This window comes from bacterium (assembly GCA_019695335.1).
GTDB lineage: Bacteria > CLD3 > CLD3 > SB21 > SB21 > JABWBZ01.
The window spans coordinates 1-26,895 of record JAIBAF010000039.1 but is presented as its reverse complement, the minus strand read 5'-3'; the positions used below and the strand labels follow the sequence as shown (position 1 = coordinate 26,895).

Sequence of the window (26,895 nt, the reverse complement as noted above, 5' to 3'; positions counted from 1 at the left end):
TACCATGTCTGAAGATAAACAGCATGCCGGCAACGGTAAGCAATTTCTGCTTGCGAGCGAAGACCGGCCGGATGAACAAAACTTAGATACGTTGGCGTCGTCGTTCGGACTGATCGGACGTTCGTCCGTCATACGAACTATTCTTCACGATATTGTGAAAATAGCGCCGTCCGAAGTAGCCGTACTTATTGTAGGTGAAAGCGGAACCGGTAAAGACGTTGTCGCGAAAGCGATACACAAACTCAGTCCGCGCAGTCACCGCTCGTTAGTTATTGTTAATAGCGGCGCCATTGCCGAAGGAATTTTGGAGAGCGAACTTTTTGGACATGAGCGCGGCGCGTTTACCGGCGCGGTTTCTGAACGCAAAGGTTATTTCGAAACGGCCAATGGTGGAACGATCTTTCTCGACGAAATCGGCGACATGCCGCTGGCAACACAAGTCAAATTGTTGCGTGTGCTTGAAACCGGCGAATTTCTGAAAGTGGGCGGATCGACGACCAAAAAATCCGATGTACGCGTCATCGCTGCGACCAACAAGAATCTTGAACAAATGGTCCGCCGTGGTGAATTCCGGAAGGATCTTTATTACCGGTTGAAAGCCATTACGTTGGAATTGCCGCCGCTTCGTACGCGCAAAGACGATATTCCGATTTTGATCGAGACGTTCGTACAGGAATTTAGTGAACAAAGCCACGGTTCTTTCAAAGGCTTTACACCGGATGCGATTGACGCGTTGGTGGATTACCGATGGCCGGGTAACGTACGCGAATTGCGCAATCTTGTCGAAAGCCTTCTGACGCTCAAACGCGGAGAACGTGTTACGGCCGACGACGTTATGCGGAATTTGAAAAATTTTAAAGATGTCGATGACTGGGATAATGACGAAAATATCCATTTGCCAGTTCCGACGCATCTGACACCGGAACAAGCGGAACGGGAGCTTTTGTATCGAACGCTATTGTCACTCAAGCAAGATGTAACGGACATCAAGCATTTTCTGGCGTCAAAATTCGGTATTAACGACGGTATGCATGCGCAAGTGGCCGGCGCCGGTTTTGAGAAAAAACTTCAGCCACATAAAGTGGTTGAAACGGAAGTCTACAATGTGGACGACATGTTGACCGACCGTGAAACGATGACGGTGGATGAAGCGGAAAAAGACCTGATCATCAAAGCGCTTAGAAAATATGACGGCAAGCGCAGCCTGGCGGCCAAATCGCTCGGATTGTCAGAACGTACGTTATACCGCAAGATCAAGCAATATGCACTGGATCTATGAAAGCGTTTGTTAAATTTTTTTGGATGATCAGTCTGAGCGCTTGCTCGTATTCGTTTTCCGGAGCCAATGTTGGCAGTTTAAAAAATGTCGCAATTCCGGTGTTTGACAATCTGACTTCCGAACCTGGCATTCGTGAGAAGGTGACCAACGATATTACCAATGCGATCATTGAAGACAATAATCTGAAAGTAACGGATCGCCGGACGGCGGATGCATTGTTGGTTGGAAAAATTACAAAATTGGACGATGTGCCGTTTGTATATGAAGGCAGCGGCAATAATTTCTCCACGAAGGATTATAAAATTACGATTTATACGACTATTCGTTTTGAAAATGTGAAAGACAAAAAGCCGGTATGGGAGGAATCGATTTCAGGCTGGGGCCGATATTCATTGAGCGGTACGCAAAATCGCAACGCCGGGATCGAAGATGCAATCAAAATGATTACTCAAAACGTCGTGAATAAACTTATATCAAATTGGTAATACACAACCGCCTGCGAGCCCTAACTCTCATGCGGTGATCACACAATACAAAATAAACTGGTAAACCTAAACCCAAAACCCTAAGGAAGGTATGTTAGCGATCGACGGAAGTAGTTTGTTATTTTATGCATATTTGTTGTGCATGTTCGTACTGTTTGTTTTCAGTACACACAATTTTGTGATGATTTATTATTTTCTCAAGCATCGCAATAAGAGCGAATTTAAAAAACGACATATCGGCGGCACGGCAGTTGAAACTCATCCTAAGGTAACCATTCAATTGCCGATCTTCAACGAATGCAATGTTGCGACCCGCTTGATTGATGCGGCTTGCGCTTTGGATTGGCCGAAAGAAAAACTGGAAATTCAAGTGCTGGACGATTCGACCGATGAAACGATCCATCTTTCATCGGCTGCGGTTGAAAAATATTCGAAGATGGGTTACACGATTCGGTTATTCCACCGCACTAATCGCAAAGGGTATAAAGCGGGCGCGCTGCGTGAAGCGCTCGATCACGCTACCGGCGATTTTATCGCGATTTTTGATGCGGATTTTACGCCGGAACCGAATTTTCTGAAAGATTCGATCTTCTATTTTGCTGATGAAAAAATCGGTATGGTACAAACGCGATGGGGGCATCTGAATGAAGAATATTCCATTCTGACGAAAACGCAATCCATTGGGCTCAACGGCCATTTTGTGATTCAGCAATTAGCCAGAAGCCGTGCCGGGTTTTTTATCAATTTCAACGGTACCGGAGGTGTGTGGAGGAAACAATGTATTTTTGACGCTGGCAATTGGCAGGATGATACGCTAACAGAAGATCTTGATCTCAGTTACCGAGCACAGCTCAAAGGATGGCGGTTTGTATATCTCAATGACGTTGTGTCGCCGGGCGAATTACCAGTCGAAATCAACGCGCTGAAGTCCCAGCAATTTCGTTGGACAAAAGGTTCGATTGAAACCGCTAAAAAACTAGTGCCGAAAATACTCAAAGCGGAATTGCCGTTGTGGATCAAAATACAAGCGCTTTTCCATCTCACGAGCAATTTTTCGTATATTTTTGTGTTGCTGTCATGTATTCTGAATTCAACGATTCTTTTCGTACATAATGCCGATGGACGGTTCAACGTGATTCTGGATATTATGACGGTATTTGTTATCACGATTATAGGACTGTTCATTTTTTATTTGTATTCGGAAAAAACAATCAACCGGAACTGGAAGAAAAAAATGTTGCTCTTTCCGATTTTCATGATGGGCAGTATCGGATTGTCGATCAGCAATTCCAAAGCCGTGTTGGAGGGCTTTTTTAATATTAAATCCGCTTTTATTCGGACACCAAAGTGGGGTTTTCTGAAAAGTCAGACCCATCAGCCGATGCGCAAGAAATACGAAATTCGTATGGATAAAATTGTATTTTTCGAATTACTCATGATCGTCTATGCCATCTGGACTTCGGCCGTCGGTATTCATAATATATTGACGGACAAAGCCAATTTTTTCGGAATGATCTTTTTTAATTTCTGGACGTTGTTCGGATTTTCAATGGTGGCTTTCTTATCCTTGAAGCGGAGCATTGATTCCCAGGCCTGAAGCCACGCTCCGGGAGCTGGGCAACTTATAAACGAGGCAGTGCATGGCAAAAGAAAACAAGTCGGCAGCCGTCAGCGGAATCGGAACCGGTGAGATTCTCGCCGAAATTAATCTGATTTCGCAGATACAGCAGATTGAAACCAAACTGGCTGTTGATAAAAACTCCATACGGTTTGCACAATTGGCCGACGCCTATATCGGTATCGGCGAATTTGATGAAGCAATCCGTATTTGCGAAGAAGGCATGAAGACTTACCCGTTTTATGATACGGCGTTTCTCGTGATGGCCAAAGCGTATTATCAGCGCGGTAATAAGCCCAAAGCACAGGAAATACTCGAACATTTTCTGATGTCACATCCCGGTAATTTGCGCACGCATAAATTCTTGGGCGATCTTGCATTGGAAGCGGATGACATCAAAACGGCCGTGGCGCGTTATCGCACTGCGTTACGTATGGATCCGATCAACCGGCAAATCATACAAGCTTTGATTGATCTCAAAGACCAATACCAAAAGCTCAAGGATGGCGGAGACGATGACGAGGGGGATGAGGTGAAAATGGCACCGCGACCGGCGACTGAAACCAAATCAGCGGCGGTGAAAACTCCTGTCAAAACTGAACTGAAACCGGAAGTAAAACCGCAACCTGTTCCGCAACCTCAAGTCAAAGAAACTCCTAAACCCGTCGAACAAATCAAAACACCGGTTTCAGAAGCCGAGATGTTTTTTACGCCGATCGACAAAACATTGGCAGATATCAAGCAACCACAAACGGATCTGCAGCCTGTTGAAGAAAAAGTTGTCAAAGAAATTTCTAAGCCCAAAGAACAACCGGTCGAAACAAAAACTGTTCAGAAAGCACCCGATGTCGATCTTAAAGGACTTGTTCCGGCTTACGTCGACAAAAACGGCTTGATGTATTTCCGCGAAGAAGACGAAGTTTCATTCGACCAATATAAATTGCGGCATGAATTGGAAAAAGCAGGTAAAGCTGTTATTCTGGAACATGACGCGATGGAAGCAAAGCTTGCAGAATTAGGTGCTGCCAAAGCCAAAGCGATTATCGAAGAAACTATTAAGAAACCGGAAACGAAAAAGCCGATTGTTAAAGCCGAAGAAACGAATTTGGTGGTCGACGAAGCGCCACCAAAAAAGAAGAAGCCCGAGCCCGTAGTCAAGCCTGAACCAGTTGAACCAATTGAACCAATGGAAGAGACTGAAATCTTATCAGCAGAAGAGCAAGAAGCTGCATTAGATGAAGTCGAAATGTCCTATAAAGATTATCTGGATATTCTGACCGACGAATCGGCATTGATGGAAGCTATTTTTACGGATGATGACATTGCAGAAGAGCCTGATGAACTGGTTGTTCCTGCAAAATCCAAAACATCTGCCGCCGCAAATCTTGTAGAAAAATTAACCGCAGAAGTGAACGAAGACGCTCCGGTTACTTATCGCACCTACAAACAATCTCTTTCCGATTCTGATTTGGTTCAGGAGGCTTCTTTCGAAAGCGATGATGATGCACCGATATCCTTAGCCGATTATTCCCGATCACCTGACTCGGATGACGACGTTCTTGATTTTGCGACCTACCAGTTGATCAGCGGTGACGGTGCATTCGATTCCGTTGAGCCTGTCGATCGTGATGAACCTTCAATTGGTTATAGCGATTATTTCGGCAGTCTGACGGACACTGACGCTATCGAAGAAGCGCGCCTGGAAGAAGCCGTCAAAAAAGCACCCAAATCTGAAGCCAAAAAAGAAATAAAAACTAAAGAACCGGCCAAAGAAAAAGCCACTACCGAAGTCAAGAAAAAAACTGAGGAGGCTGCTCCGACCGTCGAGCAAATTGTAACAGCTAAAGTCGAAAAAACCGAAGAAAAACCAATTATACCTGCCGTTGAAGAAAAACCTGTAACCAAACCGGTTGTAGAAGCGCAAACTAAACCGGTTGAAGAGGTGGCGGTTATTGAAGAAGAAGGCGGCGAAGTTGAAGAATTAGAAATTGATCTGGAAAACGCTACGATGGAAATGGTTGACCAGTTGGCCGCACGCGGTCAGTTCGGATCAGCGTATCAGGCTTGTAAAGTTTTAAAACAGAAAAATCCGACCGATGCGAAAATTGAACGTAAAATTCTCGAGTTAAAACGTTTGTATTTATGGAGCAGTCAAACCGTCGGCTGATGACCGTCATGGTATTTGAACCGGAATTTCATTATCTTACCACGCTTTTTAGTAAGCATAAGCTAACAGGAGAATGATATGAATTTTCCCGAAAATTTATTGTATGCGTCCAGTCATGAATGGGCCCAAGTAAATAATTCTGAAGTAACCGTGGGCATCACGGAATACGCGCAATCCGAATTAGGCGATATTATTTTTGTCGAAATGCCTTCCGTAGGAAAAAAAGTCGAAGCCGGAAAACCTCTCGGATCGATCGAGGCGGTTAAAACGGTAAGCGATTTATATGCACCGTTTACCGGCGAGGTTATTGCCGTGAATGAAAAATTGAAAGACGAACCGGAACTGATCAACAAAGATTGTTACGGAAGCGGCTGGATCGTCAAAATTAAAATCAGCGATATGTCGGCTAAAGAAAAATTACTGGCGGCTAAAACGTATCGTGAATCGATTGCGCATTAATTGACCCGATTACCTCTTCACTCAAAAGCAGTATGAAGAAAAAACCCACCCGGCGTACGAATAAAACCGTCAGCCGTAGACCTAAAGCAAAATCTTCGCAGACATCTGTGTCTTCAAGTCCGTCCTTGAATGTGGCCGAACATTTATCCGATGCCATTCTTGTATTGAATTCCAATGGACGTTATGTTTCAGCTAATCAGACTTTTTGCGGTATGTTTAGCCTTGAAGCATCCAAACTAGCCAAACTCAGTGCGTCTGAAATCACGGCCAGCATGACGGCCATGTTTAAAGACAGCAAAACTTTTAAAGAAGTGCTTTCAGATAAAAAGAAAGCCGATGTTAAGCTGGAGTTTCTCAATCCACACATTCGTTATGTCCGCCTTCGCGTGATTCCGACGACGAAACAAACTATTCTGGAATTTCGTGACCTCACTGAAACGATGCAATTTGAGCGATCAGTCAGTGAAGCATATCGGGACATTGAAAAAAAGAAGTACGAATTCGAACAACGCAATCAGGAACTGGAAAAAGCATACCGTCAGATCGACGAAATCAAAAAAGGCGTGATGGAGGCAAACCGGCTCAAGTCGGAATTTTTATCCAACATGAGCCATGAATTGCGTACACCGTTGAATTCCATTCTTGCATTGTCCAGCATTCTGTTGGCGCGAATGGATGGAGAGCTGACAGAAGAACAGGACAAACAAATCAAAATCATTGAGAAAAGCGGTAAAAATCTCCTGCGTTTGATCAATGATATTCTCGACATCTCAAAAATCGAAGCCGGACGAATGGATTTGATTTGTTCCGAATACGAAATGGACGCATTTCTCAGTGGGATCGAAATGACCATTCGCCCGATGCTGCGCGAAGCCGGCCTCGAATTTACGATCGAAAAAGAACCCGATATCGATGTACATAGCACAGATGAAAACAAATTAAAGCAAGTTTTGCTCAATCTGCTTTCCAATGCGATCAAATTTACGCCGAAAGGATCGATCATTTTAAAAGTTGGACGGACGAAATTTCACGACGTCCTTGAGTTTGCCGTCATCGATACGGGTATCGGCATTGACAGCAGTAATTTTGAAACGATTTTCGATCCCTTCCGGCAGATTGATGGATCGGCTACGCGCAAATACGGCGGAACAGGTCTTGGCCTGGCTATTACTAAAAAATTAGTCGAATTACTCGGCGGACGCATTTGGGTGGAAAGCTCAGTGGGGCAAGGCTCAACTTTCCGTTTTATTCTGCCCGCACAACGCCGTGGCGCAGTACAGCCTTCTGAAAAAGATATCGAGGCAATGGTTTCCGAAGCGCGTCATATTCCGGCCGAAACAGAAGCGGTCGAGGAGCCTTTTATGCCTGATCCGCAAAAGAAAAAAATTCTGGTTGTCGAAGACGATGATGAAGCAATTTATATTTTTAAAAAATATCTGGAAGGCGATGCCTTCCAGGTGCTGGTGGCTAAAGACGGAGAAACAGGAGTGCAAAAGGCCGAACAATTTGTTCCTGACGTCATCACTTTAGACATCATGATGCCTCGCAAAGACGGGTGGGAAGTGCTGCAGGCTTTGAAAAAGAATCCGGCGACTAAAGACATTCCGATCGCAATCGTGTCGATGCTGGACAATCGCAAGTTGGGATTCAGTCTTGGCGCGGCCGATTATATCGTCAAACCGATCTCGCAGGATATGTTTCTCAAACGCCTTCATAAGCTGAGCGAAGAGCGCGGATTGAAAAAAATTCTGATTGTCGATGATGATCTTTCACAAGCCGAATTAGTCGAAGAAATTCTGGAAAGCGATGATTTTGTTTCTGAAGTGGCGACGAGCGGCGAAATGGCCATCCAATTGGCAAGGAAAAAATCTTACGATCTGGTGATCCTTGATTTGTTGATGCCGCAAACGGATGGATTTGCGGTTTTGAAAAGTTTGCAAAATGACCAATCGACGGATAAAACACCGGTGTTGGTTCTAACCGGGAAACTGTTAACGCATGAAGATCAACAAAAATTATCCGGCGAACGGTATCACGTATTTCAAAAAACGATGTTTTCGAGAGAAAAATTACTGGAAGAAATTCACCGCATCCTGCAAAACGGGAATGGTTCTTAACCTGTTTTGTCCCCGGAAGAGTAGCCCGTTAGAAAGTTTTTCATGGACGCAAAATATACCATTTTGATCGTCGACGATATCGATGATAACCGCTATTCACTGAAAAAAACATTACAAAAACCGGAGTATACATTTATCGAAGCCGGTGACGGAGCGTCGGCGTTGAAGATGGTTGAAGAACGCTGTCCCGATCTGATTTTGCTCGACGTACGCATGCCGGGTATTGATGGTTTCCATGTGTGTGAAACGATACGGTCGCAATTCAAGCACGTTCCGATCATTTTCGTAACGGCTAACATGAAAGACTTCGCCAGTCAGGCTGAAGGATTCGACCGGGGCGCCGACGATTATTTTATTCAACCGTACGACGCTCAGGAATTGATTATCAAAGTCAAAACGCTTTTGCGTAACAAAAAATTGTATGATGACTTACTTACTGAAATCGAACGTCTGCAGCAACATAAAGACGAACTTTTGAATTCTAATGATTCGTTAAAAAAAATCAATTCCGATCTTGCCGAAAAAACCGAATACCTTTCGTCGTTGACCATTACCGATCCGCTGACATCGTTGTACAATAAAAAATATTTTCACCAACGGATTCAAAAAGAGATCAGCGCTGTTAAAAGATATAAACACGAATCCTGTGTTGCGTTAGTCGATGTCGATTCTTTTACAAAAATTAACGATACCTATGGCCCGAGACTAAGCGATGTATTGTTGAAGGAATGCGCCAGTTTGCTGGTTAATTCTGTTCGTAATTCTGACGTTGTTTGCCGTTACGACGGAGGTAAGTTTGCCGTCATTTTTACGCACACGCCGGAAAATAACAGTTTGCATAAAGCGAATTTGATTCGAGAAGCGGTAGCGGCTTACCCGTTTCCTGTGTACGAAGATTTATTGCCGCCTGACAAAAAAGTTGTAGCCACGTCTGTCAAACTTACCACGACACTGGTCGTTGTTGGTTTAGAACACGACTGGATTGAAACTGACGTTGATCTGATTAAAAGTTTAGAAATTTCGTTACGCGATGCCAAAGCCTACGGAAATAATCAGGTGCTGACAGCGCGTCGTATTCATTAAATTAAGCATTATAAACTTCCATATAACTTCACACGGTGAAAGAGTATCATGAACAGCGAATTTAAACGCAGACATATCGGCCCGGGACCGAAAGACACAGAAGCCATGTTAAAAGCGATCGGCGTCCAATCTCTCGAACAATTGATAAACGAAACGATTCCAGAACCCATTCGCCTCAAACAAAAAATGTCATTACCGGCTGCGATCAGTGAGCGGCAGTTACTCGATGAGTTGAAACAGATTGCTGCAAAAAATCAGGTTTTCAAATCCTATATCGGCATGGGTTATTACGATTGTATAACTCCGACCGTTATTTTAAGAAATATTTTTGAAAATCCGAGTTGGTATACACAATATACGCCTTACCAGGCTGAAATTTCGCAAGGTCGTCTGGAAGCTTTATTGAATTATCAGACTATGATAATGGATATGACCGGAATGGAAATTGCCAATGCGTCGTTACTTGACGAAGGGACGGCTGCGGCGGAAGCGATGCATATGTTTTATGCATCAAAAGCAGACGGTTCGGGAAATAAATTTTTCGTATCGCAAGAATGTTTTCCACAAACCATCGAAGTACTTAAAACACGGGCTATTCCGCTGGACATCGAATTAGTAATCGGTGATCACCGGTCGGTACCATTATCACAGGAATTTTTTGGAGCATTGGTTCAATATCCAGCAGGTAATGGAGCGGTATACAATTACACGGATTTCTGTAAAAAAGCACACGATCTGAAGATCTACGTTGTCGCGGCTGCAGATCTGTTAGCTCTCGCGTTACTCACGCCGCCGGGCGAATGGGGCGCGGATACGGTCGTTGGTTCATCACAACGCTTCGGAATTCCGATGGGTTACGGTGGGCCGCATGCGGCATTTTTTGCCACAAAAGATGAATTCAAAAGAAAAATGCCCGGACGCATCATTGGTGTGACCATCGATGCACAGGGTAACCGTGCATTGCGCATGGCATTGCAGACGCGTGAACAGCACATTCGCCGCGAGAAAGCGACGAGTAATATTTGTACTGCGCAAGTGTTGCTAGCCAACATGGCCGGTATGTATGCCGTATATCATGGTCCCGAAGGAATTAAAACGATTGCTACGCGCGTACATCAATTAACTAAAGTTCTCGAAGCCGGAATTCAAAAAGCAGGCTATAAGCAATTAAATGAGCATTACTTTGATACACTGACGGTCGATGCCGGAGCAAAAACCGAATCTATCCGTAAAACGGCGCTGGATTCCCGAATTAACTTGCGGTATATCGATGCGAAAACGATCGGCATTTCGGTCGACGAAACTACCGAATCCTCGGATGTCCAGAAGTTGATTGATATTTTTTCTAAATCGAGTAACGCATCGCCCGTAACAATGGCTAATCCTTCATCCATGACTATTTCCTTGCCGGCACCATTGATTCGCAAAAGCGCGTATCTGCAACATCCTGTGTTCAACACATATCATTCGGAAACGGAAATGTTAAGGTACATCAAGTCGCTCGAACTCAAGGATCTTTCACTGGCTAACTCGATGATCGCGCTCGGTTCGTGTACGATGAAACTCAATGCAACTACGGAAATGATTCCGGTAAGTTGGGCTGAGTTCGGCGGGCTTCACCCGTTTGTCCCGCAAGATCAGGCTAAAGGTTATGAACAAATTTTCCGTGAGCTCAACGAGCATCTGAATGAGATCACCGGTTTTGCCGCGACATCTTTGCAGCCGAATGCCGGAGCACAGGGCGAATATGCAGGCTTGTTGGTTATTCGTGAGTATTTCAAACACCGCGGTGAAGTACATCGCAATATTGCATTGATTCCCTCATCGGCGCACGGCACCAATCCAGCCAGTGCAGTTATGGCCGGATTTCAGGTGGTTGTTGTGCAATGCGATGATCACGGAAATATTGAAGTCAGTGATTTAAAACAGAAAGCGGAGCAACATAAAAATAATCTCGCGGCATTGATGGTGACCTATCCTTCGACACACGGTGTTTTCGAGGAAGCGATTATCGATATTTGCAAAATCATTCATGACAATGGCGGACAAGTGTATATGGATGGAGCGAACATGAATGCGCAGGTTGGATTGACCAATCCAGCGATGATCGGCGCGGACGTGTGCCATTTGAATCTACACAAAACATTTTGTATTCCACACGGCGGCGGTGGTCCCGGAATGGGCCCGATTTGTGTGGCCAAACACCTGGCGCCGTTTCTCCCCGGACACCCGGTCATAAAAATCGGAGGCGAAAAAGCGATGACGCCTGTCTCGGCGGCGCCATGGGGCAGCGCCAGTATCCTCCTGATTTCGTACGCGTACATTCGCATGATGGGCACCGAAGGATTGACGGACGCGACAAAATATGCAATTCTGAATGCTAATTATATTATGGCGCGATTGAAAGGACATTATGATGCGCTGTATATCGGCAAACACGGGCGTGTCGCGCATGAAATGATCGTCGATCCTCGAAAATTCAAGATCAGTGCAGGCGTAGACGTGATCGATATTGCCAAACGCCTGATGGATTATGGATTCCATGCACCGACCGTTTCATTTCCTGTTGCCGGAACACTGATGATCGAGCCGACGGAAAGTGAGCCTAAGCCCGAGTTGGATCGTTTTTGCGATGCTTTGATTGCCATTCAAAAAGAAATTGAAGAGATTGAATCCGGCAAAATGGATAAAGAAGACAATGTTTTGAAAAATGCGCCGCACACGGCTGATGTGATCATTAAAGATGATTGGAAACATGCTTATCCTCGTGAGAAAGCGGCATTTCCTTTGGCGTATTTACGGCACAATAAATTCTGGCCAAGCGTCGGCAGAGTCAACGATGCCCACGGCGACCGTAACTTGATTTGCAGTTGTCCGCCGATTGAAGAGTATATGAATTAATACATTTTCCAAGTTAATGGAAAAATGAATTTACTATTGCGTCGTTTAGCGAAATAGCCTATATTGGTCGCCCAATTTAGAGTATTGTATTTTTTAGATATAAGGAGTTTAAATATGCCGGTAAAAGCATTTCCTTTCAGTGAGCTTGATGAAAAAGTGCAGAATGTGTTTGAAGCGGTCATGGTTGCAGCTAAAAGAGCGCGCCAGATCAATGACGAACAGATGATCCAGGTCCGAACGGTGATGGAAGGCGAAGACAGTCCGGAAGATGAAAATGTCAAAGTTAACCGTGAAGACATTTTGGATCTGGAAAAATTGCCGAAACCGGTTACAACGGCTTTGAATGAATTGCTGGACGGGCAACTGGATTTCGAATACATCGAAAAAGATTCTAAAAAATAATACGTAAGCCGTTCGCTGTTTTACGAATTCCAAGTTACAAACACGATTCCGATTCATTCAGGGAAATGTTTGTAGGTTGGAATTTCTTTTTTCACGTTGTTCTTTGGCTACAATAGGTACACACAGATTATGAAATACGCAGGCAAAAAAATATTGATTGGTATTACCGGTGGAATCAGCGCTTATAAAATGGCGGAAGCCGTCCGCTATTTTATCAAAAACGGCGCTGAATTACGCGTAATCATGACGCGATCGGCCTGTGAATTCATCACACCACTGACGATCGAAACGCTTTCGAAAAATAAAGTTACCACTGAAATTTTTCCAGGCCGTGATCCTTTAGCGTCCGACGTAACGGGTACGCATCATATCGATCTCGCCCAATGGGCCGATGTTTTCCTGATCGCGCCTGCAACCGGAAATATCATCGGCAAAATTGCGAATGGTATCGCTGATGATCCGCTCTCGACCGTAGTGATGGCCAGCACGGCCCCGGTCATCATTGCACCAGCGATGAATGACAAAATGTGGCTCAATCCGATTGTCCAAAAAAATGTTGAAGCTCTTAAGTCATACGGGTACCGTTTTGTCGATCCTGAATTTGGTTTTCTTGCTGAAGGATATGAAGGTGTCGGACGGTTGGCGGAACTTGAAAAAATTTATTGGGCTGTAGATAAAACTCTGTTCGGTTCCGATGCGCTTAAAGGAAAAAGAATTCTCGTAACCGCCGGTCCGACGCAGGAGGCGTGGGATGCCGTGAGGTTTTTGACGAATCATTCTTCCGGTAAAATGGGTTATGCTGTTGCACGTCAAGCGGCATTGATGGGGGCCGAGGTTACGTTGATCAGCGGCCCGGTAAGCCTGTTGGCGCCGCCCGATGTAAAGGTTGAAAACGTCACGTCAGCCGAAGCCATGAAAACAACCGTCGAAAAATATTTTAAGGAAACCGATATTCTGATCATGACAGCGGCGGTTGCCGATTACAAACCGGTCACTTCTGCCGCCAACAAAATAAAAAAACAACCCGGCGTTACGAAAATCCAGATTGAACTCGAAGAAACGCCCGATATTTTAGCTTCGGTAGCGGTACAAAAACAACACCGGATCATTGTAGGATTCGCCATCGAAACCGATAATGAATTAGCCAACGCTAAAAAGAAATTAGAAACAAAACATTTGGATTTTATCGTACTGAATAATCCGAAAGAGCCCGGTGCAGGGTTTAATCACGACACGAATATTATCACAATTGTAGACTCACGCGACGTCAAAAAATATCCTTTGATGTCCAAACATGAAGCGGCTCGTACAATTTTAGGCAAAGTCGTCACTTTAGTTTCAGGTAGTTCGTTATGAAAAAGCTTTGGTTATTTGGTATGATCCTGATTGCTTGCGTCGGTTGCGATCAGACAACGAAATCACTGGCTAAAAAACACTTAAATCCGTTTGAAATGCATTCGTATTTTTACGATACCCTTCGCCTTCAATACGTTGAAAATACCGGCGCGATGTACGGAATGGGTTCCGGTCTTACGGCAACGACCGGTATGTGGTTATTGATCATTGTTCCGAGCGCCATTTTACTGACTCTGCTCATGTTTATGTTTATCTCGAATCACTTAACCCATTTGCAATTTATAGCATTAGCACTTGTTTTCGCCGGCGGGACGGGCAATATGATCGATCGCATTTTCAATGAGCGTTCTGTAGTGGATTTTTTGAATATTGGAGTTGGAGAATTTCGCACGGCAATTTTTAATCTGGCCGATATGAATGTCATGATAGGTGTGGCGCTATTGATCACCGTACAATTTTTTATACGGCGTCACAACCTGAGCCAATTGAATTAAATGATAGATGAGTTTTAAATTCTAAGAGGATTTGCATGTTCAACGAAGTCAGAGTCCGCTACGCACCCAGTCCAACGGGATTTCTTCATATCGGCGGATTGCGTACCGCCTTATATAATTATCTTTTCGCACGCCATCATAATGGTAAGTTTATTCTTCGGGTTGAAGATACGGATCGCGCCCGTTTTGTCGAAGGCGCCGTCGAAGATTTTTTAAATATGCTTGATTGGGCTGGAATTGAAATCGACGAAGGTCCTAATAAAGACGGGGGCTTTGGCCCGTATTATCAATCGCAGCGTCTCGATCTGTACGAAAAACACGCGAAACAGCTTTTAGATGAAGGTAAAGCCTATCGCTGTTTTTGTTCGTCCGAGCGTTTGGATCAAATGCGGAAATTTCAGGAAAAGTCAAAATTACCGCCGAAATACGACCGTACATGCTTGCGTCTTTCACAAGATGAAATTCAAAAAAAATTAGAAGCCGGTGAATCGTTTACCGTACGTATGAAAGTTCCTGATGAGACGACGATCCGTTTTACCGATCTCATTCGCGGCGAAGTTGAGTTTTCGAGTTTTAACGTTGACGATCAGGTTTTAGTTAAATCGGACGGCTACCCGACGTATCATCTTGCGAATGTAGTCGATGATCACTTCATGAAAATTTCGCATGTTATTCGCGGCGAAGAGTGGGTGTCGAGTACGCCTAAACACGTTTTATTATATCAATATTTCGGCTGGGATTTACCACAGTTTGCTCATTTGCCGTTGTTGCTCAATGCCGACCGGAGCAAAATGAGCAAGCGTCAGGGTGACGTTGAAGCACGGGCTTATCCGCCTAAAGGTTATCTTAAAGAAGCCGTCGTTAACTTTATTTCTTTGCTCGGATGGAATCCAGGCGACGAACGTGAAATTTTTACGATGGAAGAATTGATCAAAGAATTTTCCATTGAACGTATTCACAAAGCCGGCGCGGTATTTAACGTGGATAAGTTAAATTGGCTAAATACTATGCACATTCGCCGCAAATCGGATGAAGAAATTTATGATATGTTGAAATCCGACCTGGAAAAACACGGTTATTCGGATTATCCGAAGCAATATGTATTGCGCACTATCGGTTTGATGAAAGAGCGTATTAATTTTATTCATGAATTACTTACATTTTCAGGTTATTTCTTCAAAGACCCGGAAACTTTCGATGCTGAAGGCATCAAAAAGCGTTGGACACCCGAGGCCAAAATCAGGCTCACGGCTATCGGCGATTTGTTAGAACAATCAGAAACATTTATGCATGACGATATCGAAAAAGTTTTCCGTTCGTATGCGGATGAAATCAAAATCAAAGCAAGCGAATTGATCCACCCGGTTCGGCTGGCGATTTCAGGAATGACACTTGGTCCCGGTTTGTTTGATTTAATGTCCGTTCTTGGACAACAAACGGTTATTCGTCGGATACGTCATGCCGTTGCTCATTTTGACGAGATCATTGCACAAAGCAAATAATTCTCACATAGAGCGAAACATGCAAACTGTTTTGCATCCCATCCATAAACCAGTCCAATCTCTGACTTCCGAACAAGCTCTGAAAGCGGCTCGTGAAACGCGCATAGCTATGCGTTGGTCGCTGGCTATCGGCTTTTTGATGCTGACCATGAAAGTGTACGCGTATGCGATCACGCAGTCGGCGGCCATTTTATCCGATGCAGCTGAATCGGTAGTTCATGTGCTGGCCGTTTCGTTTGCTGCGTATAGTTTATGGCTGAGCTCCGTGCCTGCCGATAAAAGTCATCCGTACGGTCATGATCGCATCAGTTTTTTCTCGGCTGGCTTTGAGGGCGCGATGATCGTGATGGCCGCGTTGTATATCATTTATGAAGCGGTTATGAAATGGATCCATGGATTATATCTCGAAAATATCGAGGCCGGGACGTTTTTCGTAATTCTGGCGACGGTCATCAACGGCGTTCTCGGTTGGTACCTCGTCTATCAAGGCAAAAAGCATCATTCACTCATTCTCGAGGCAAACGGCAAACATGTGCTTACGGACAGTTGGACTAGCTTCGGCGTGATCGTCGGATTGGTGCTGACTTGGACGACAGGATGGCTACCGTTTGATCCAATGGTCGCCATTCTCGTTGCGACGAATATTCTTTGGTCGGGCGGAAAGCTAATGCGGCGTTCGATCGGCGGATTGATGGACGAATCCGACCCGGAAGTTGACCGGAAATTGAATAAAATATTGGCTGATGAAACCGCCAAATACGGCATACAATTTCACGACGTCCGGCATCGCAATGCCGGAACAAAATGGCTGATTGAATTTCATTTATTATTTCCGAAAGACATTCCTATATCCCAAGCGCACGAACAAGCCACTCATATAGAACTAGCCATCAGTAAAGCATTCCCCGTAGAAACGGAAATTACGTCTCATCTTGAACCGCTCGAAGGCCACAATGAAGTGCATATGAAGGTGTAAGTAGCCTCATACCCCAAACAGGGTATTTTAGTTGAAGTGAAGATTTGTATATTAATTTTATCGCCTCAACTTGATAACGCGGTTAATTTAGTGTATGTTATAATATACCGAAGGAGCATTTTATGAGAGGGTTTATAATTTCGTTCCTGTACATTCTTGTATTGGCGTTGCCGCTAACGGCGCAGCAAAAGCACTTTAAAATCAACGGGAAAATGGGCATGTCGGCGCCCATTGAATTTAGCACAGCGGCGTTTAATGTAGCTGCCTTCGGTGACGATCAAGTCATAAGCCGATATCAGCCGGGAGTCGGTGCAGAACTTAGCTTTGGTTATATGATTCAGCCGAATATAGAGGTAGGCATGAGCGGAGCCAGTTATCGTGCTTTGGCTAAGAATACAGAAGGATCGCTAAAACAATCTACTTTTCAAGGATTTGGTGCATATTATTTTTTGTATAATAATTTTCGGCCTTATATTCGAGGCGGGTTCGGCCTTACAAAACTCGGATTTGATCTGCAAACGACATTTAGTACGTACAATAATATAGACGTAAGCATGCCCTCGATCAGTTTAGCCGGCGGCGGTGAAGTCAATTTATCGGATGAAACTATTGTAAACATCTCTGCCGGAATGAATTATCTTTTTTCAAAAAATAAGAGCCTTGGCGAGTCTAGTGGTGGATTTCATTCGCCAAACCTTTTTGAAAATAATTACAAATTTGACAAGAACCTGACGACGTTTTATTTTTCTGCCGGTTTGATGTTTGGATTACGTTTATAATTCGAAAAATGGTAAAACTTACAAACCGTAAACATGGGTATCCTGTTTACGGTTTTTTTTTTGCAGACTTGATTTATCCGCCTTTATCCTCTACATTTGCCCCCATCATTTAAAAAAGGTTTTTCACATGCCGAAAGTCACCATGTTATTTGGTTTCCTTTTCATTGCCTTAGGCGTCGGGGGATATTTTGTCACCGACCGTGTCAGCGTAACCGCACTTATTCCAGCGTTTTTCGGAATAGCATTGGTCATACTGGGATATATCGCTCGTAAAGAAAACTTACGTAAACACATGATGCACATAGCGGTATTACTGGGTTTACTTGGATTGATCGGATCGTTCAGCGGGTTGATCAAATTATTTACATTACTAAGCGGTAATGAAGTTGCTCGCCCTGCGGCCGTTGTGTCGCAATCAATTATGGCCATTGCCTGCTTAGTATTTGTCATGATGTGCGTTTATTCATTTATTTCGGCGCGAATTGCAAAAAAAGTTTAGTTCAGTATGGCCGTCAGGGAAATTCTAAAATTAGGTAATCCGTTGTTGTGGGAAAAATGCGTCGTCATTACTGATTTCAACGCAACAGAAGTAGAAAAAACCGTCGCCGATTTAAAAGAGACGCTTGCGGATTTTCGTGTTAAAAATAATTTTGGGCGTGGGATTGCCGCGCCTCAGATCGGCATGTTGCTAAAGATCATTTATATTCGGATGCCGGATGGTTCGTTTGACGGTCCGATGATCAATCCTGAGATTGTGACTGAGAGCAATGAGAGATTCGAGCTTTGGGATGATTGTTTTAGTTTTCCAGATTTATTAGTTCGTGTGTCTAGAGCAAAAAGTATTAGCGTGAAGTATTGTGATAGATCAGGCAATGAATATCGTCTCGACGCTCAAGATGCTTTTTCAGAATTGCTGCAGCATGAGATCGATCATACAAACGGTATTCTTGCAGTTCAAAGAGTTGTTGCGCCGGATGCATTTGCGTTACGGCAGGAGTGGGAAAAGTTTTATAAAAAATAATCCGTAATTTATTTAATTAAGAACTAATCAGGAATTCATGAGCGACAACAAAATTATCTTTTCCATGGTGGGTGTTGGAAAAATCCACAAACCCAACAAGCAGGTTTTAAAAGACATCTATCTATCTTTCTTTTACGGTGCAAAAATCGGCGTACTCGGCCTTAATGGCGCCGGTAAAAGTACTTTATTACGGATTATCGCCGGTATCGATAAAAATTATATTGGCGAAGTGACGGCTCAAAAAGGCATTACGTTTGGTTATTTGCCGCAGGAACCGGAGCTTGATCCTGGAAAAACCGTTAAGCAGGTTGTCGAAGAGGCTGTACAAGATACGGTCAATTTACTAAAAGAATATGAAGCGGTAGCTGCTCAAATGGCCGAACCTGACGCCGATTTTGATGCTTTGATCGAGAAGCAAGGCAAATTGCAAGAAGAGATCGAACGCAGAAATGCATGGGATCTTGACAGCCGGCTTGAAATGGCCATGGATGCTCTGCGTTGCCCGGACGGTGAAACTTCCGTTAAAGTTTTGTCGGGAGGCGAACGTCGCCGTGTTGCATTGTGCCGTTTACTTTTACAAGAACCGGACGTGCTTTTGCTGGATGAACCGACCAACCACCTTGATGCCGAGTCGGTGTTTTGGCTGGAGCAACATCTGGCACAGTATAAAGGAACGGTTATCGCGGTTACGCATGACCGTTATTTTCTCGACAATGTTGCGGGATGGATTTTGGAGCTTGACCGTGGTGAAGGTATTCCTTTTGAAGGAAATTATTCGTCATGGTTAGAACAGAAGAAGAAACGGCTTGAAGTTGAAGAAAAGCAGGAATCCAAACGTCAAAAGGCGTTGGCGGAGGAATTGGAATGGGTGCGTATGAATCCCAAAGGCCGTCATGCCAAAAGTAAGGCACGCATTGCAGCGTATGAAAAAATGGTGTCCGAACAAGGCGAGAAACGGAATGAGGAAATGGAAATTTATATTCCACCGGGTCCGCGACTCGGTAATCTTGTTATCGAAGCGACCGATGTGGCGAAAGGATTCAGCGATCAACTGCTTTACGAAAATATGAATTTTTCATTGCCTCCTGGAGGAATTATCGGTGTGATCGGTCCTAACGGAGCGGGTAAAACTACACTGTTTAAAATGATTATTGGCCATGAAAAACCGGATTCGGGAACGATCAGAATGGGTGACACCGTTAAGTTAGGATATATCGATCAGAATCGTCCGCTTGATCCCAATAAAACTATCTGGGAGGAAATTTCAGGCGGCGAAGAAATCATCATGCTGGGTAACCGCGAGGTTAATTCACGTGCATACGTCGCACGTTTTAATTTCAGCGGAAGTGATCAGCAGAAAAAGACCGGGCAACTTTCAGGTGGGGAGCGTAACCGTGTTCATCTCGCCAAAATGCTGAAAGAAGGCGCCAATGTGTTGTTATTGGACGAACCGACCAACGATCTGGACGTGAATACGCTACGTGCGCTTGAAGAAGCCGTGCAGGAGTTTGCCGGTTGCGCCGTCATCATTTCCCACGACCGCTGGTTTCTCGATCGTGTAGCGACTCATATACTTGCGTTTGAAGGTGATAGTAAAGTTTATTGGTTTGACGGTAATTTTTCTCAATACCATGAGAATTTTCGGGAACGTATGGGCATTGATGCCGAAAGGCCACATCGGATCAAGTATCGGAAATTGGCTAGGGAATGACGGTTTCAAAAAAAAGTAATAAACTTTTTTTGGAATAATACGTTTGAATTGCAGTTATATAATCCGACCCACATTTTTTATAAACATCTTTATAATTCCACAATCCTAATTTCTACTTCAATAAGGAGCTTGTTATGAATTACTACGAAAGTAATGACCTCAAACGGTTTGCCGAAGTCGGAAAATTCCGGAAGGAATTAATGGATATGTTTTTCACGTATTATAACAAAGTTACTGGTGAAGACGGCGCATTGACGAAACGGGAGAAGGCGCTTATCGGTCTGGCGGTTGCGCATGCCAAACAATGTCCGTATTGTATCGATGCCTATACGACGCAATGCCTGGAAACCGGCGCCAGTCCGGATCAAATGACGGAGGCGATTCACGTCACGGCTGCGTTAGAAGCGGGTATGACGTTGGTGCACGGCGTGCAGATGCTCAATAATCTTGAAAAAGAAGGCGCTTAAACCTAACAGAAAGAATGAAGTATGAGTACGGTTATCCTGCCTGTGATTAATCCCGCAATGATACAACGTTATAATTTTTACGAGCATGTCGAACGTCATCAGCTTCAACTTCACCCGGTTTCGATTGAAACATTACAGGTCAACGTTACTAAAATGTGTAACCAGGCATGCCGCCATTGTCACGTTGACGCTTCGCCCAAACGAACGGAAGCCATGGATCAATCCACTATCGAACGATGTCTTGAGATTTTAAGCGCGCATGAAACGATCAAAACATTGGATATTACCGGTGGGGCTCCCGAATTAAATCCGTATTTTGAATTTTTTGTAACGGAAGCAGTCAAGCTGAAAAAGAAAGTTATAGTGCGGCATAATCTCACGGTTACGCTCGACGGTCATCCAGTTACAAAAGAATCCAGAGATCATTTGCCGGAATTTTTTGCAAAAAACCGAATTGAAGTTGTGTCTTCTTTGCCCTATTACGAAGAATATTTTACCGATAAACAACGTGGGCACGGCGTTTTTGAAAAAAGCATCGAAGCACTGCGACGGTTGAATGCGCAAGGCTACGGCGCCGATGACAGCGGGCTTGTATTAAATCTTGTATATAATCCCGTCGGAACGTATTTACCCGCATCGCAAGCCAGTCTTGAAGCCGATTATAAAAAACATTTAAAGGAAAAATTTAATATCGCGTTCAATCATCTTTTTACGATAACGAATATGCCTATTCACCGATTTAAAGATGATTTGGAACGTCACGGGAAATACGACGAGTATATGAGCAAACTGATCAATGCATTTAATCCCGTAGCCGCTCAAGGCGTAATGTGCCGGACTCTTTTAAGCGTCGGGTATGACGGAAAAATCTACGATTGTGATTTTAATCAAATGCTTGAGCTTCAGGTGGAGAATCATCAGCCGCTCACGGTGTGGAACTTCAACATGGATTCACTAGTGAGCCGGAATATTATTTTCGGTGCGCATTGTTTCGGTTGTACGGCCGGAGGCGGAAGCAGTTGCGGAGGCGCTACGGTTTAATTGGTGCCAAGAATTGCGAGTAAAATACCTGCAGCAATGGCCGTTCCGACGACGCCGGCGACATTCGGACCCATGGCATGCATGAGCAAATAATTTTGAGGATTGTATTCCTGACCAACATTATGCGAAACGCGTGCAGCCATCGGTACGGCGGAAACACCGGCAGATCCGATCAGCGGATTGACTTTACCGCCTGTGAAACGGTACATCAGTTTGCCAAACAATAACCCGCCGACCGTTGAACATCCGAATGCTACAACGCCCAAGGATAGAATTTTTAAAGTTTCCAATCTCAAAAATACTTCTGCTCCCATTGTCATCCCCACACAAGTTCCTAAAAAAAACGTCACGATATTGATCAACTCGTTCTGAGCCATGTGGCTTAGTCGTTCAACGACACCGCTCTCGCGCAGCAAATTCCCCCCCATCAGCATGGCCAGCAATGGCGCCGCCGGCGGAACAATAAGAACGCCAAAAATTGTTACAGCCAAAGGAAAAATAATCCGAACTTTTTTGGAAACCGGTTTTGGAGTTTCCATGATTACTTGACGTTCCTTTTCGGTCGTCAGCCATCGCATGATGGGCGGTTGGATCAGGGGAACGAGTGCCATATATGAATAAGCTGAAACGGCAATCGGGCCGAGTAAATGCGGAGCCATTTTCAGAGTCAGATAAATGGCTGTAGGCCCATCGGCGCCACCGATAATGCCAATCGCGGCCGCTTCTTTAAGGTCGAAGCCAAGGATTACGGCGGTTAATAACGCAATAAAGACACCGAATTGCGCCGCCGCTCCCAGCAAAAAAGTTTTGGGATTGGCGAGTAACGGTCCAAAATCAGTCATCGCGCCAATACCTAAAAAAATCAGTGGAGGAAATATTTCCAGTTCAATTCCTTTCGAAAGATAAAAATATAAGCCACCGATTTCATTATCGTGAGGAACATTCAGTAACCCGCTTCCGGGCAGATTAGCTAAAAACGCGCCTAATCCGATAGGCAATAGCAATAGTGGTTCGAAGCCTTTATTGATGGCGAGATAAATCAACAAAGATGCAACGCCTAACATTCCGACTTCTCCCCACGTCAATTGCCAGAATCCCATACCTTCGATGAATTTGTATAAATGGTCTATCATTTTAAAAAATTGTTATAGTCAGCATGAATCCGAAAGTAAATTGAGAGATTGAAATTGCCAATTTTCAATTTAAATCCAGACAAAAAACCTGATCATTCGAATGTCAACAGTATTTGTCCAGCTGTAATCGTGTCAGTTACTTTGACGTGAATGGTTTTGATTTTTCCAGTTTGGGGCGATGAAATATTGGTTTTCATTTTCATCGCTTCGAGGATAAACAATACTTCGTTTTCTTTGACTTCTTGTCCTTCCTTTACAGGAATTTCCAAAACAACTCCATTGATCGGCGACGTCAGCGTTTTTTTGTCGGCCCCTTTGGGGGATTTGCCGGATTTGGGTTTTGGAATGGCCGAGCTGTAACTGGACATATTCATTTGTGCCGAAGGATGATAAGTGCGGGGCGTTTCAACCGGCTCGTCATCCTGTACAACCTCCACGTCAACCTCATAACGTTTTCCATTGACCGTGATCAAAAGTTTTTTCATAGACGTTATTTCCTTTTGCTGATTAAATGCGAAGCCATAATATTCAGCCGGCCGGTGACGGCCCAACTGCTTCCGGCCGATCGATTGAGGAAATGAATTTTCCTGATGACAACCGGTTTTTTCAGTATGGCCACGGCTGTTGCCGTTATGACGGCAACTAATTCATCATTGGGCTCGTCCTCGCTCGGTGTGCTTTCAAGGGTTTCTGAATAGTGGCGGATCCGGTAAGTATTAAATTTTTCATCGAGAATCTTAAACAACCAGATCATTGCGGCGAAACCACTGAGCGAAATGAGCACGCCGCCCATTCCTACGAACAGCAACAAAACCGATTCAAGAAGCTTTTCAACCATAAATTCTCACGTTTTTTACAATGGGATCAATCCGTGTTTTTTTTGCGGGCGTAAATCGCGTTTATTACGCAATGATTCGAGAGCGACACTCAGATAAGTTCGCGTTTGTTTAGGTTCGATTACTGCATCGACCAAGCCTTTTGATGCCGCGACGTACGGTGTTTCAAATTGTTCTTTATAGTGTTCGATCAATTCTTTTCGTTTAGTTTTCGGATCAGACGCAGATTTGATGTCGTTTTTGAAAAGTACGCTCACCGCGCCTTCTGCTCCCATGACGGCAATTTCCGCTGTAGGCCATGCCGCCACGCGATCGGCGCCGAGGCTTTTGGCCGACATTGCGAGATATGCGCCGCCGTAAGCTTTTCGCACGACAACGGAAATTTTTGGAACGGTGGCCGCGGAAAAGGAAAATAACATTTTAGCGCCGTGACGGATGATCCCGCCGAATTCCTGTTCCACGCCCGGTAAAAATCCGGGTACGTCGACGAACGAAATCAGCGGAATGTTGAATGCATTACAGAAGCGGATAAACCGGGATGCTTTATCGGATGCGTCGATGTCAATGGCGCCAAATTTTTCCATCGGTTGGTTAGCGACAACTCCGACCACGCGGCCATTGAGGCGGGCAAACAAACAGATCATATTGCGTGCATAATGACTATGTACTTCGAAGATCGTATTGGGATCGAACACACGCTGCAAAACATCGTACATGTTGTACGGCTCACGGGAATCGTCCGGTATAAGTTGATTTAAAGTTTCATCTTCGATCAGAGTTAATTCTTCACTTGGCAATGACGGCGGATCTTCGGTGTTGTTAGCGGGTAAATAACTTAGCAAAGTTTGAGCAATGGCGATAGCGTGATGATCGTTGTCAGCGATAAAGTGCACGTTGCCGCTTTGTGATGCCTGGGCAAATGCGCCGCCAAGTTCTTCCGCTGAAATGATTTCACCGGTAGCTTCTTTAATGACTTCCGGACCGGCGATAAACATCTGGCCGGTGTTTTTGACCATAATGATAAAATCCATAAGTGCGGGCGAGTAAGCCGCGCCCCCGGCGCACGGCCCGGCGATGATTGAAACCTGCGGCACCACGCCTGACAAAAGCGTATTGTAATAAAAAATCCGTCCGTAACCCCGCAGTGAATCCACGCCTTCCTGAATACGTGCACCGCCGCTATCGTTGATCGAGATATACGGCGCACCGGCTTTCAATGCCATATCCATAATCTGACAAATTTTCCATGCATGAATTCCGCCTACACTTCCACCCATGACTGTAAAATCCTGCGATGAAGTGTAAACCAGACGCCCCCGGATCGCACCGACACTGGTCACGACACCGTCGCCGGGCAATTCTTTCTCATTCATGCCAAAAGCCGTGGCGTTATGATGAGCAAATTGATAAAGTTCTTCATAAAAATTATTGTCATACAAAATTTCCAGCCGTTCGTGCGCTGTTAATTTGCCTGCTTCATGCTGAGCAGAGATGCGTTGCGCTCCGCCGCCAAGCCTTGTTTTGCGGTTTTTCGAGCGCAGTTCTTCAATTTTGTCTTTAACAGTGGGCATAAATTTTCCGTTCTAATGTGACTTTCACACCGCCAAAAGATACGGATACCATCAATGCTAAAAAATGATATTGGTCAGGACAATATCTGTCATAAGAGATTGTATATAAACAGAATAGCTGAAGTTAAAAGTCAAAACTCAAAAGCGTTCACTTTTAAGCTTTAACTTTATTATGGTATTTGAGATTTTGAAGTAATAGCTTCTAATCTAATCATTGTACAGAATAAAATAATCGATGTCTGAAGAAGCTCCACATCCATTGAGCGGCGGCGAAGCACGTTTTGAATTTTTGCGTAAGCGGACTGGTTTGCTGCTTGCTCCGATCGCGTTAATCGCAATTTTGATCTTCCGATTTGAAAGCCTGACGCCGGAAGCGCACGCATTGGCTTCCATAGTTGTCTGTATCATGATTTTGTGGATGACAGAAGCTTTGCCGCTCGCCGTGACCGGACTTTTGGCGCCGACGTTGATGGTGATCCTGAATGTCGCGCCTGCCGTGAAAGCTTTTGCGCCGTTCGCCGATCCGATCATGTTTTTATTTATCGGGGCGTTCATTCTAGCACGGGCTTTGAGTTATCATGAACTTGACCGGCGATTTGCTTATTGGGTTTTGACGCGTCCATGGGTTGGTGAAAGCCCTTCGCGAATTTTGCTCGCATATGGCGGTGTGTGTTGTTTTATTTCCATGTGGATTTCCAATACCGCAACGTGTGCGATGATGTTTCCTATCGGGCTGGCCATCATTACTTCGCTGAGAAAATTAAATAATCAGTCCATTTCCGATCAATATGCCAGCGCTGTCATGCTGATGTGCGCTTTTGCGGCGAGTATCGGCGGCCTCGCAACACCGGTCGGAACGCCGACCAATCTCATTGGGCTAGGGTTTATCCGCCGCGAATTGGGCGTTGAGATTCCGTTTTTTCAATGGATGACCTTCAGCATCCCGATTGTGGTCGTGTTGTATCTGTTGCTTTTTGCGTATTTGAATTGGTTTTGTCCGGCAGGTATTTCTAAACTTTCAGGCATTCGCGAATGGATGTTTCGCGAACGCGAGCAACTCGGTCCATTGACAACCGGCCAGAGGAACACGCTGATTGCTTTTGGTGTAACGGTTATTCTTTGGATTACGCCTGGAATTCTGGCATTAACGCTGGGTGACAATCATACGGCGACCAAAACATTTTCAAAACTTATTCCCGAAAGTGTAGCCGCGTTGATTGGAACATGTTTGTTGTTCTTGTTGCCGGTGGATTGGGCCAAACAAAAATTTACGATTCCGGTTCGCGAAGCGTTTGAAATCGACTGGGGCGTTTTGATGTTGTACGGCGGCGGAATCGCTTTGGGGCAGATGGTGTTTGAGACAAAATTGGGAGAAATGTTAGGAAACAATTTGACGGGATGGGTTCCATCCTCCGGAATTGGTTTGCTGGCCGTGTCGGCGCTCGTTGCGATCATGACGTCGGAATTTACATCCAACGTATCGTCGGCCAATATGGT

At 44.6% G+C, this 26,895-nt stretch carries 24 protein-coding genes; 20 read left to right on the top strand and 4 right to left on the bottom strand.

Annotated elements, in window-relative coordinates; all coding sequences use genetic code 11:
- Nucleotides 1–4: 4 nt before the first annotated feature.
- The 19 genes from K1X84_10820 to arsS all read left to right on the top strand — a co-directional run bounded on the left by K1X84_10820 (nucleotide 5) and on the right by arsS (nucleotide 21,858).
- A complete protein-coding gene (locus tag K1X84_10820; protein ID MBX7152125.1) occupies nucleotides 5–1,279 on the top strand; it encodes a sigma-54 dependent transcriptional regulator in 1,275 nt (424 codons plus the stop codon).
- A complete protein-coding gene (locus K1X84_10815) occupies nucleotides 1,276–1,764 on the top strand; it encodes a hypothetical protein (protein ID MBX7152124.1) in 489 nt (162 codons plus the stop codon). The genes K1X84_10820 and K1X84_10815 overlap by 4 nt, the downstream gene beginning before the upstream one ends.
- A 91-nt stretch (nucleotides 1,765–1,855) precedes the next feature.
- On the top strand, nucleotides 1,856–3,361 hold the full coding sequence (locus K1X84_10810; GenBank protein MBX7152123.1) for a glycosyltransferase: 1,506 nt from the start codon (nucleotides 1,856–1,858) through the stop codon (nucleotides 3,359–3,361).
- Between the two features lie 43 nt (nucleotides 3,362–3,404).
- Nucleotides 3,405–5,549: a tetratricopeptide repeat protein gene (locus K1X84_10805; GenBank protein ID MBX7152122.1), complete on the top strand. Its 2,145-nt coding sequence runs from the start codon at nucleotides 3,405–3,407 to the stop codon at nucleotides 5,547–5,549.
- Nucleotides 5,550–5,627: 78 nt separating this feature from the next.
- Nucleotides 5,628–6,008 carry a glycine cleavage system protein GcvH gene (gene gcvH / locus K1X84_10800; protein MBX7152121.1) on the top strand — a complete coding sequence of 127 codons (381 nt, stop codon included), beginning with the start codon at nucleotides 5,628–5,630 and terminating at the stop codon, nucleotides 6,006–6,008.
- Nucleotides 6,009–6,040: 32 nt separating this feature from the next.
- Nucleotides 6,041–8,125, top strand: a complete 2,085-nt coding sequence (locus K1X84_10795) for a response regulator (GenBank protein ID MBX7152120.1) — start codon at nucleotides 6,041–6,043, stop codon at nucleotides 8,123–8,125.
- A 42-nt stretch (nucleotides 8,126–8,167) separates the two neighbouring features.
- Nucleotides 8,168–9,208, top strand: coding sequence for a diguanylate cyclase (locus K1X84_10790; protein ID MBX7152119.1), 1,041 nt, complete (start codon nucleotides 8,168–8,170; stop codon nucleotides 9,206–9,208).
- Nucleotides 9,209–9,256: 48 nt separating this feature from the next.
- Entirely contained in the window at nucleotides 9,257–12,109 is a 2,853-nt protein-coding gene (gcvP, locus tag K1X84_10785; GenBank protein ID MBX7152118.1) for an aminomethyl-transferring glycine dehydrogenase, read from the top strand.
- 114 nt (nucleotides 12,110–12,223) lie between these two features.
- Nucleotides 12,224–12,511, top strand: a complete 288-nt coding sequence (gene rpoZ / locus K1X84_10780; protein ID MBX7152117.1) for a DNA-directed RNA polymerase subunit omega — start codon at nucleotides 12,224–12,226, stop codon at nucleotides 12,509–12,511.
- Between the two features lie 129 nt (nucleotides 12,512–12,640).
- Nucleotides 12,641–13,867: a bifunctional phosphopantothenoylcysteine decarboxylase/phosphopantothenate--cysteine ligase CoaBC gene (coaBC, locus tag K1X84_10775; protein MBX7152116.1), complete on the top strand. Its 1,227-nt coding sequence runs from the start codon at nucleotides 12,641–12,643 to the stop codon at nucleotides 13,865–13,867.
- On the top strand, nucleotides 13,864–14,361 hold the full coding sequence (lspA, locus tag K1X84_10770) for a signal peptidase II (protein ID MBX7152115.1): 498 nt from the start codon (nucleotides 13,864–13,866) through the stop codon (nucleotides 14,359–14,361). The genes coaBC and lspA overlap by 4 nt, the downstream gene beginning before the upstream one ends.
- Before the next feature lie 35 nt (nucleotides 14,362–14,396).
- Nucleotides 14,397–15,863: a glutamate--tRNA ligase gene (gltX, locus tag K1X84_10765; protein ID MBX7152114.1), complete on the top strand. Its 1,467-nt coding sequence runs from the start codon at nucleotides 14,397–14,399 to the stop codon at nucleotides 15,861–15,863.
- Nucleotides 15,864–15,882: 19 nt separating this feature from the next.
- Nucleotides 15,883–16,839 (top strand): cation diffusion facilitator family transporter, encoded by a 957-nt coding sequence (locus K1X84_10760; protein MBX7152113.1) that lies wholly within the window; start codon nucleotides 15,883–15,885, stop codon nucleotides 16,837–16,839.
- A gap of 122 nt (nucleotides 16,840–16,961) precedes the next feature.
- Entirely contained in the window at nucleotides 16,962–17,618 is a 657-nt protein-coding gene (locus K1X84_10755) for a hypothetical protein (protein MBX7152112.1), read from the top strand.
- Nucleotides 17,619–17,745: 127 nt separating this feature from the next.
- The gene (locus K1X84_10750; GenBank protein ID MBX7152111.1) at nucleotides 17,746–18,117 is read left to right on the top strand and encodes a hypothetical protein; all 372 of its coding nucleotides are present in this window, start codon (nucleotides 17,746–17,748) and stop codon (nucleotides 18,115–18,117) included.
- A 6-nt stretch (nucleotides 18,118–18,123) separates the two neighbouring features.
- On the top strand, nucleotides 18,124–18,639 hold the full coding sequence (locus K1X84_10745) for a peptide deformylase (GenBank protein ID MBX7152110.1): 516 nt from the start codon (nucleotides 18,124–18,126) through the stop codon (nucleotides 18,637–18,639).
- A 37-nt stretch (nucleotides 18,640–18,676) separates the two neighbouring features.
- A complete protein-coding gene (gene ettA / locus K1X84_10740; protein ID MBX7152109.1) occupies nucleotides 18,677–20,350 on the top strand; it encodes an energy-dependent translational throttle protein EttA in 1,674 nt (557 codons plus the stop codon).
- 134 nt (nucleotides 20,351–20,484) lie between these two features.
- The gene (locus K1X84_10735; GenBank protein ID MBX7152108.1) at nucleotides 20,485–20,817 is read left to right on the top strand and encodes an arsenosugar biosynthesis-associated peroxidase-like protein; all 333 of its coding nucleotides are present in this window, start codon (nucleotides 20,485–20,487) and stop codon (nucleotides 20,815–20,817) included.
- Between the two features lie 57 nt (nucleotides 20,818–20,874).
- Complete coding sequence (gene arsS / locus K1X84_10730; GenBank protein ID MBX7152107.1) at nucleotides 20,875–21,858, top strand: arsenosugar biosynthesis radical SAM protein ArsS; 984 nt, start codon at nucleotides 20,875–20,877, stop codon at nucleotides 21,856–21,858.
- On the opposite strand, the gene K1X84_10725 is transcribed toward arsS, so the two are convergent.
- The 4 genes from K1X84_10725 to K1X84_10710 form a co-directional block, all read right to left on the bottom strand.
- Nucleotides 21,855–22,991 (bottom strand): sodium ion-translocating decarboxylase subunit beta, encoded by a 1,137-nt coding sequence (locus K1X84_10725; protein ID MBX7152106.1) that lies wholly within the window; start codon nucleotides 22,989–22,991, stop codon nucleotides 21,855–21,857. The genes arsS and K1X84_10725 overlap by 4 nt on opposite strands.
- Before the next feature lie 92 nt (nucleotides 22,992–23,083).
- Nucleotides 23,084–23,476 carry a biotin/lipoyl-binding protein gene (locus K1X84_10720; protein MBX7152105.1) on the bottom strand — a complete coding sequence of 131 codons (393 nt, stop codon included), beginning with the start codon at nucleotides 23,474–23,476 and terminating at the stop codon, nucleotides 23,084–23,086.
- Between the two features lie 5 nt (nucleotides 23,477–23,481).
- Nucleotides 23,482–23,829: a hypothetical protein gene (locus K1X84_10715; GenBank protein ID MBX7152104.1), complete on the bottom strand. Its 348-nt coding sequence runs from the start codon at nucleotides 23,827–23,829 to the stop codon at nucleotides 23,482–23,484.
- Nucleotides 23,830–23,844: 15 nt separating this feature from the next.
- A complete protein-coding gene (locus K1X84_10710) occupies nucleotides 23,845–25,398 on the bottom strand; it encodes an acyl-CoA carboxylase subunit beta (protein ID MBX7152103.1) in 1,554 nt (517 codons plus the stop codon).
- 235 nt (nucleotides 25,399–25,633) lie between these two features.
- Between K1X84_10710 and K1X84_10705 the strand changes: the two genes are divergently transcribed.
- On the top strand, nucleotides 25,634–26,895 hold a 1,262-nt coding region (locus K1X84_10705), incomplete at its 3' end, for a DASS family sodium-coupled anion symporter (GenBank protein ID MBX7152102.1).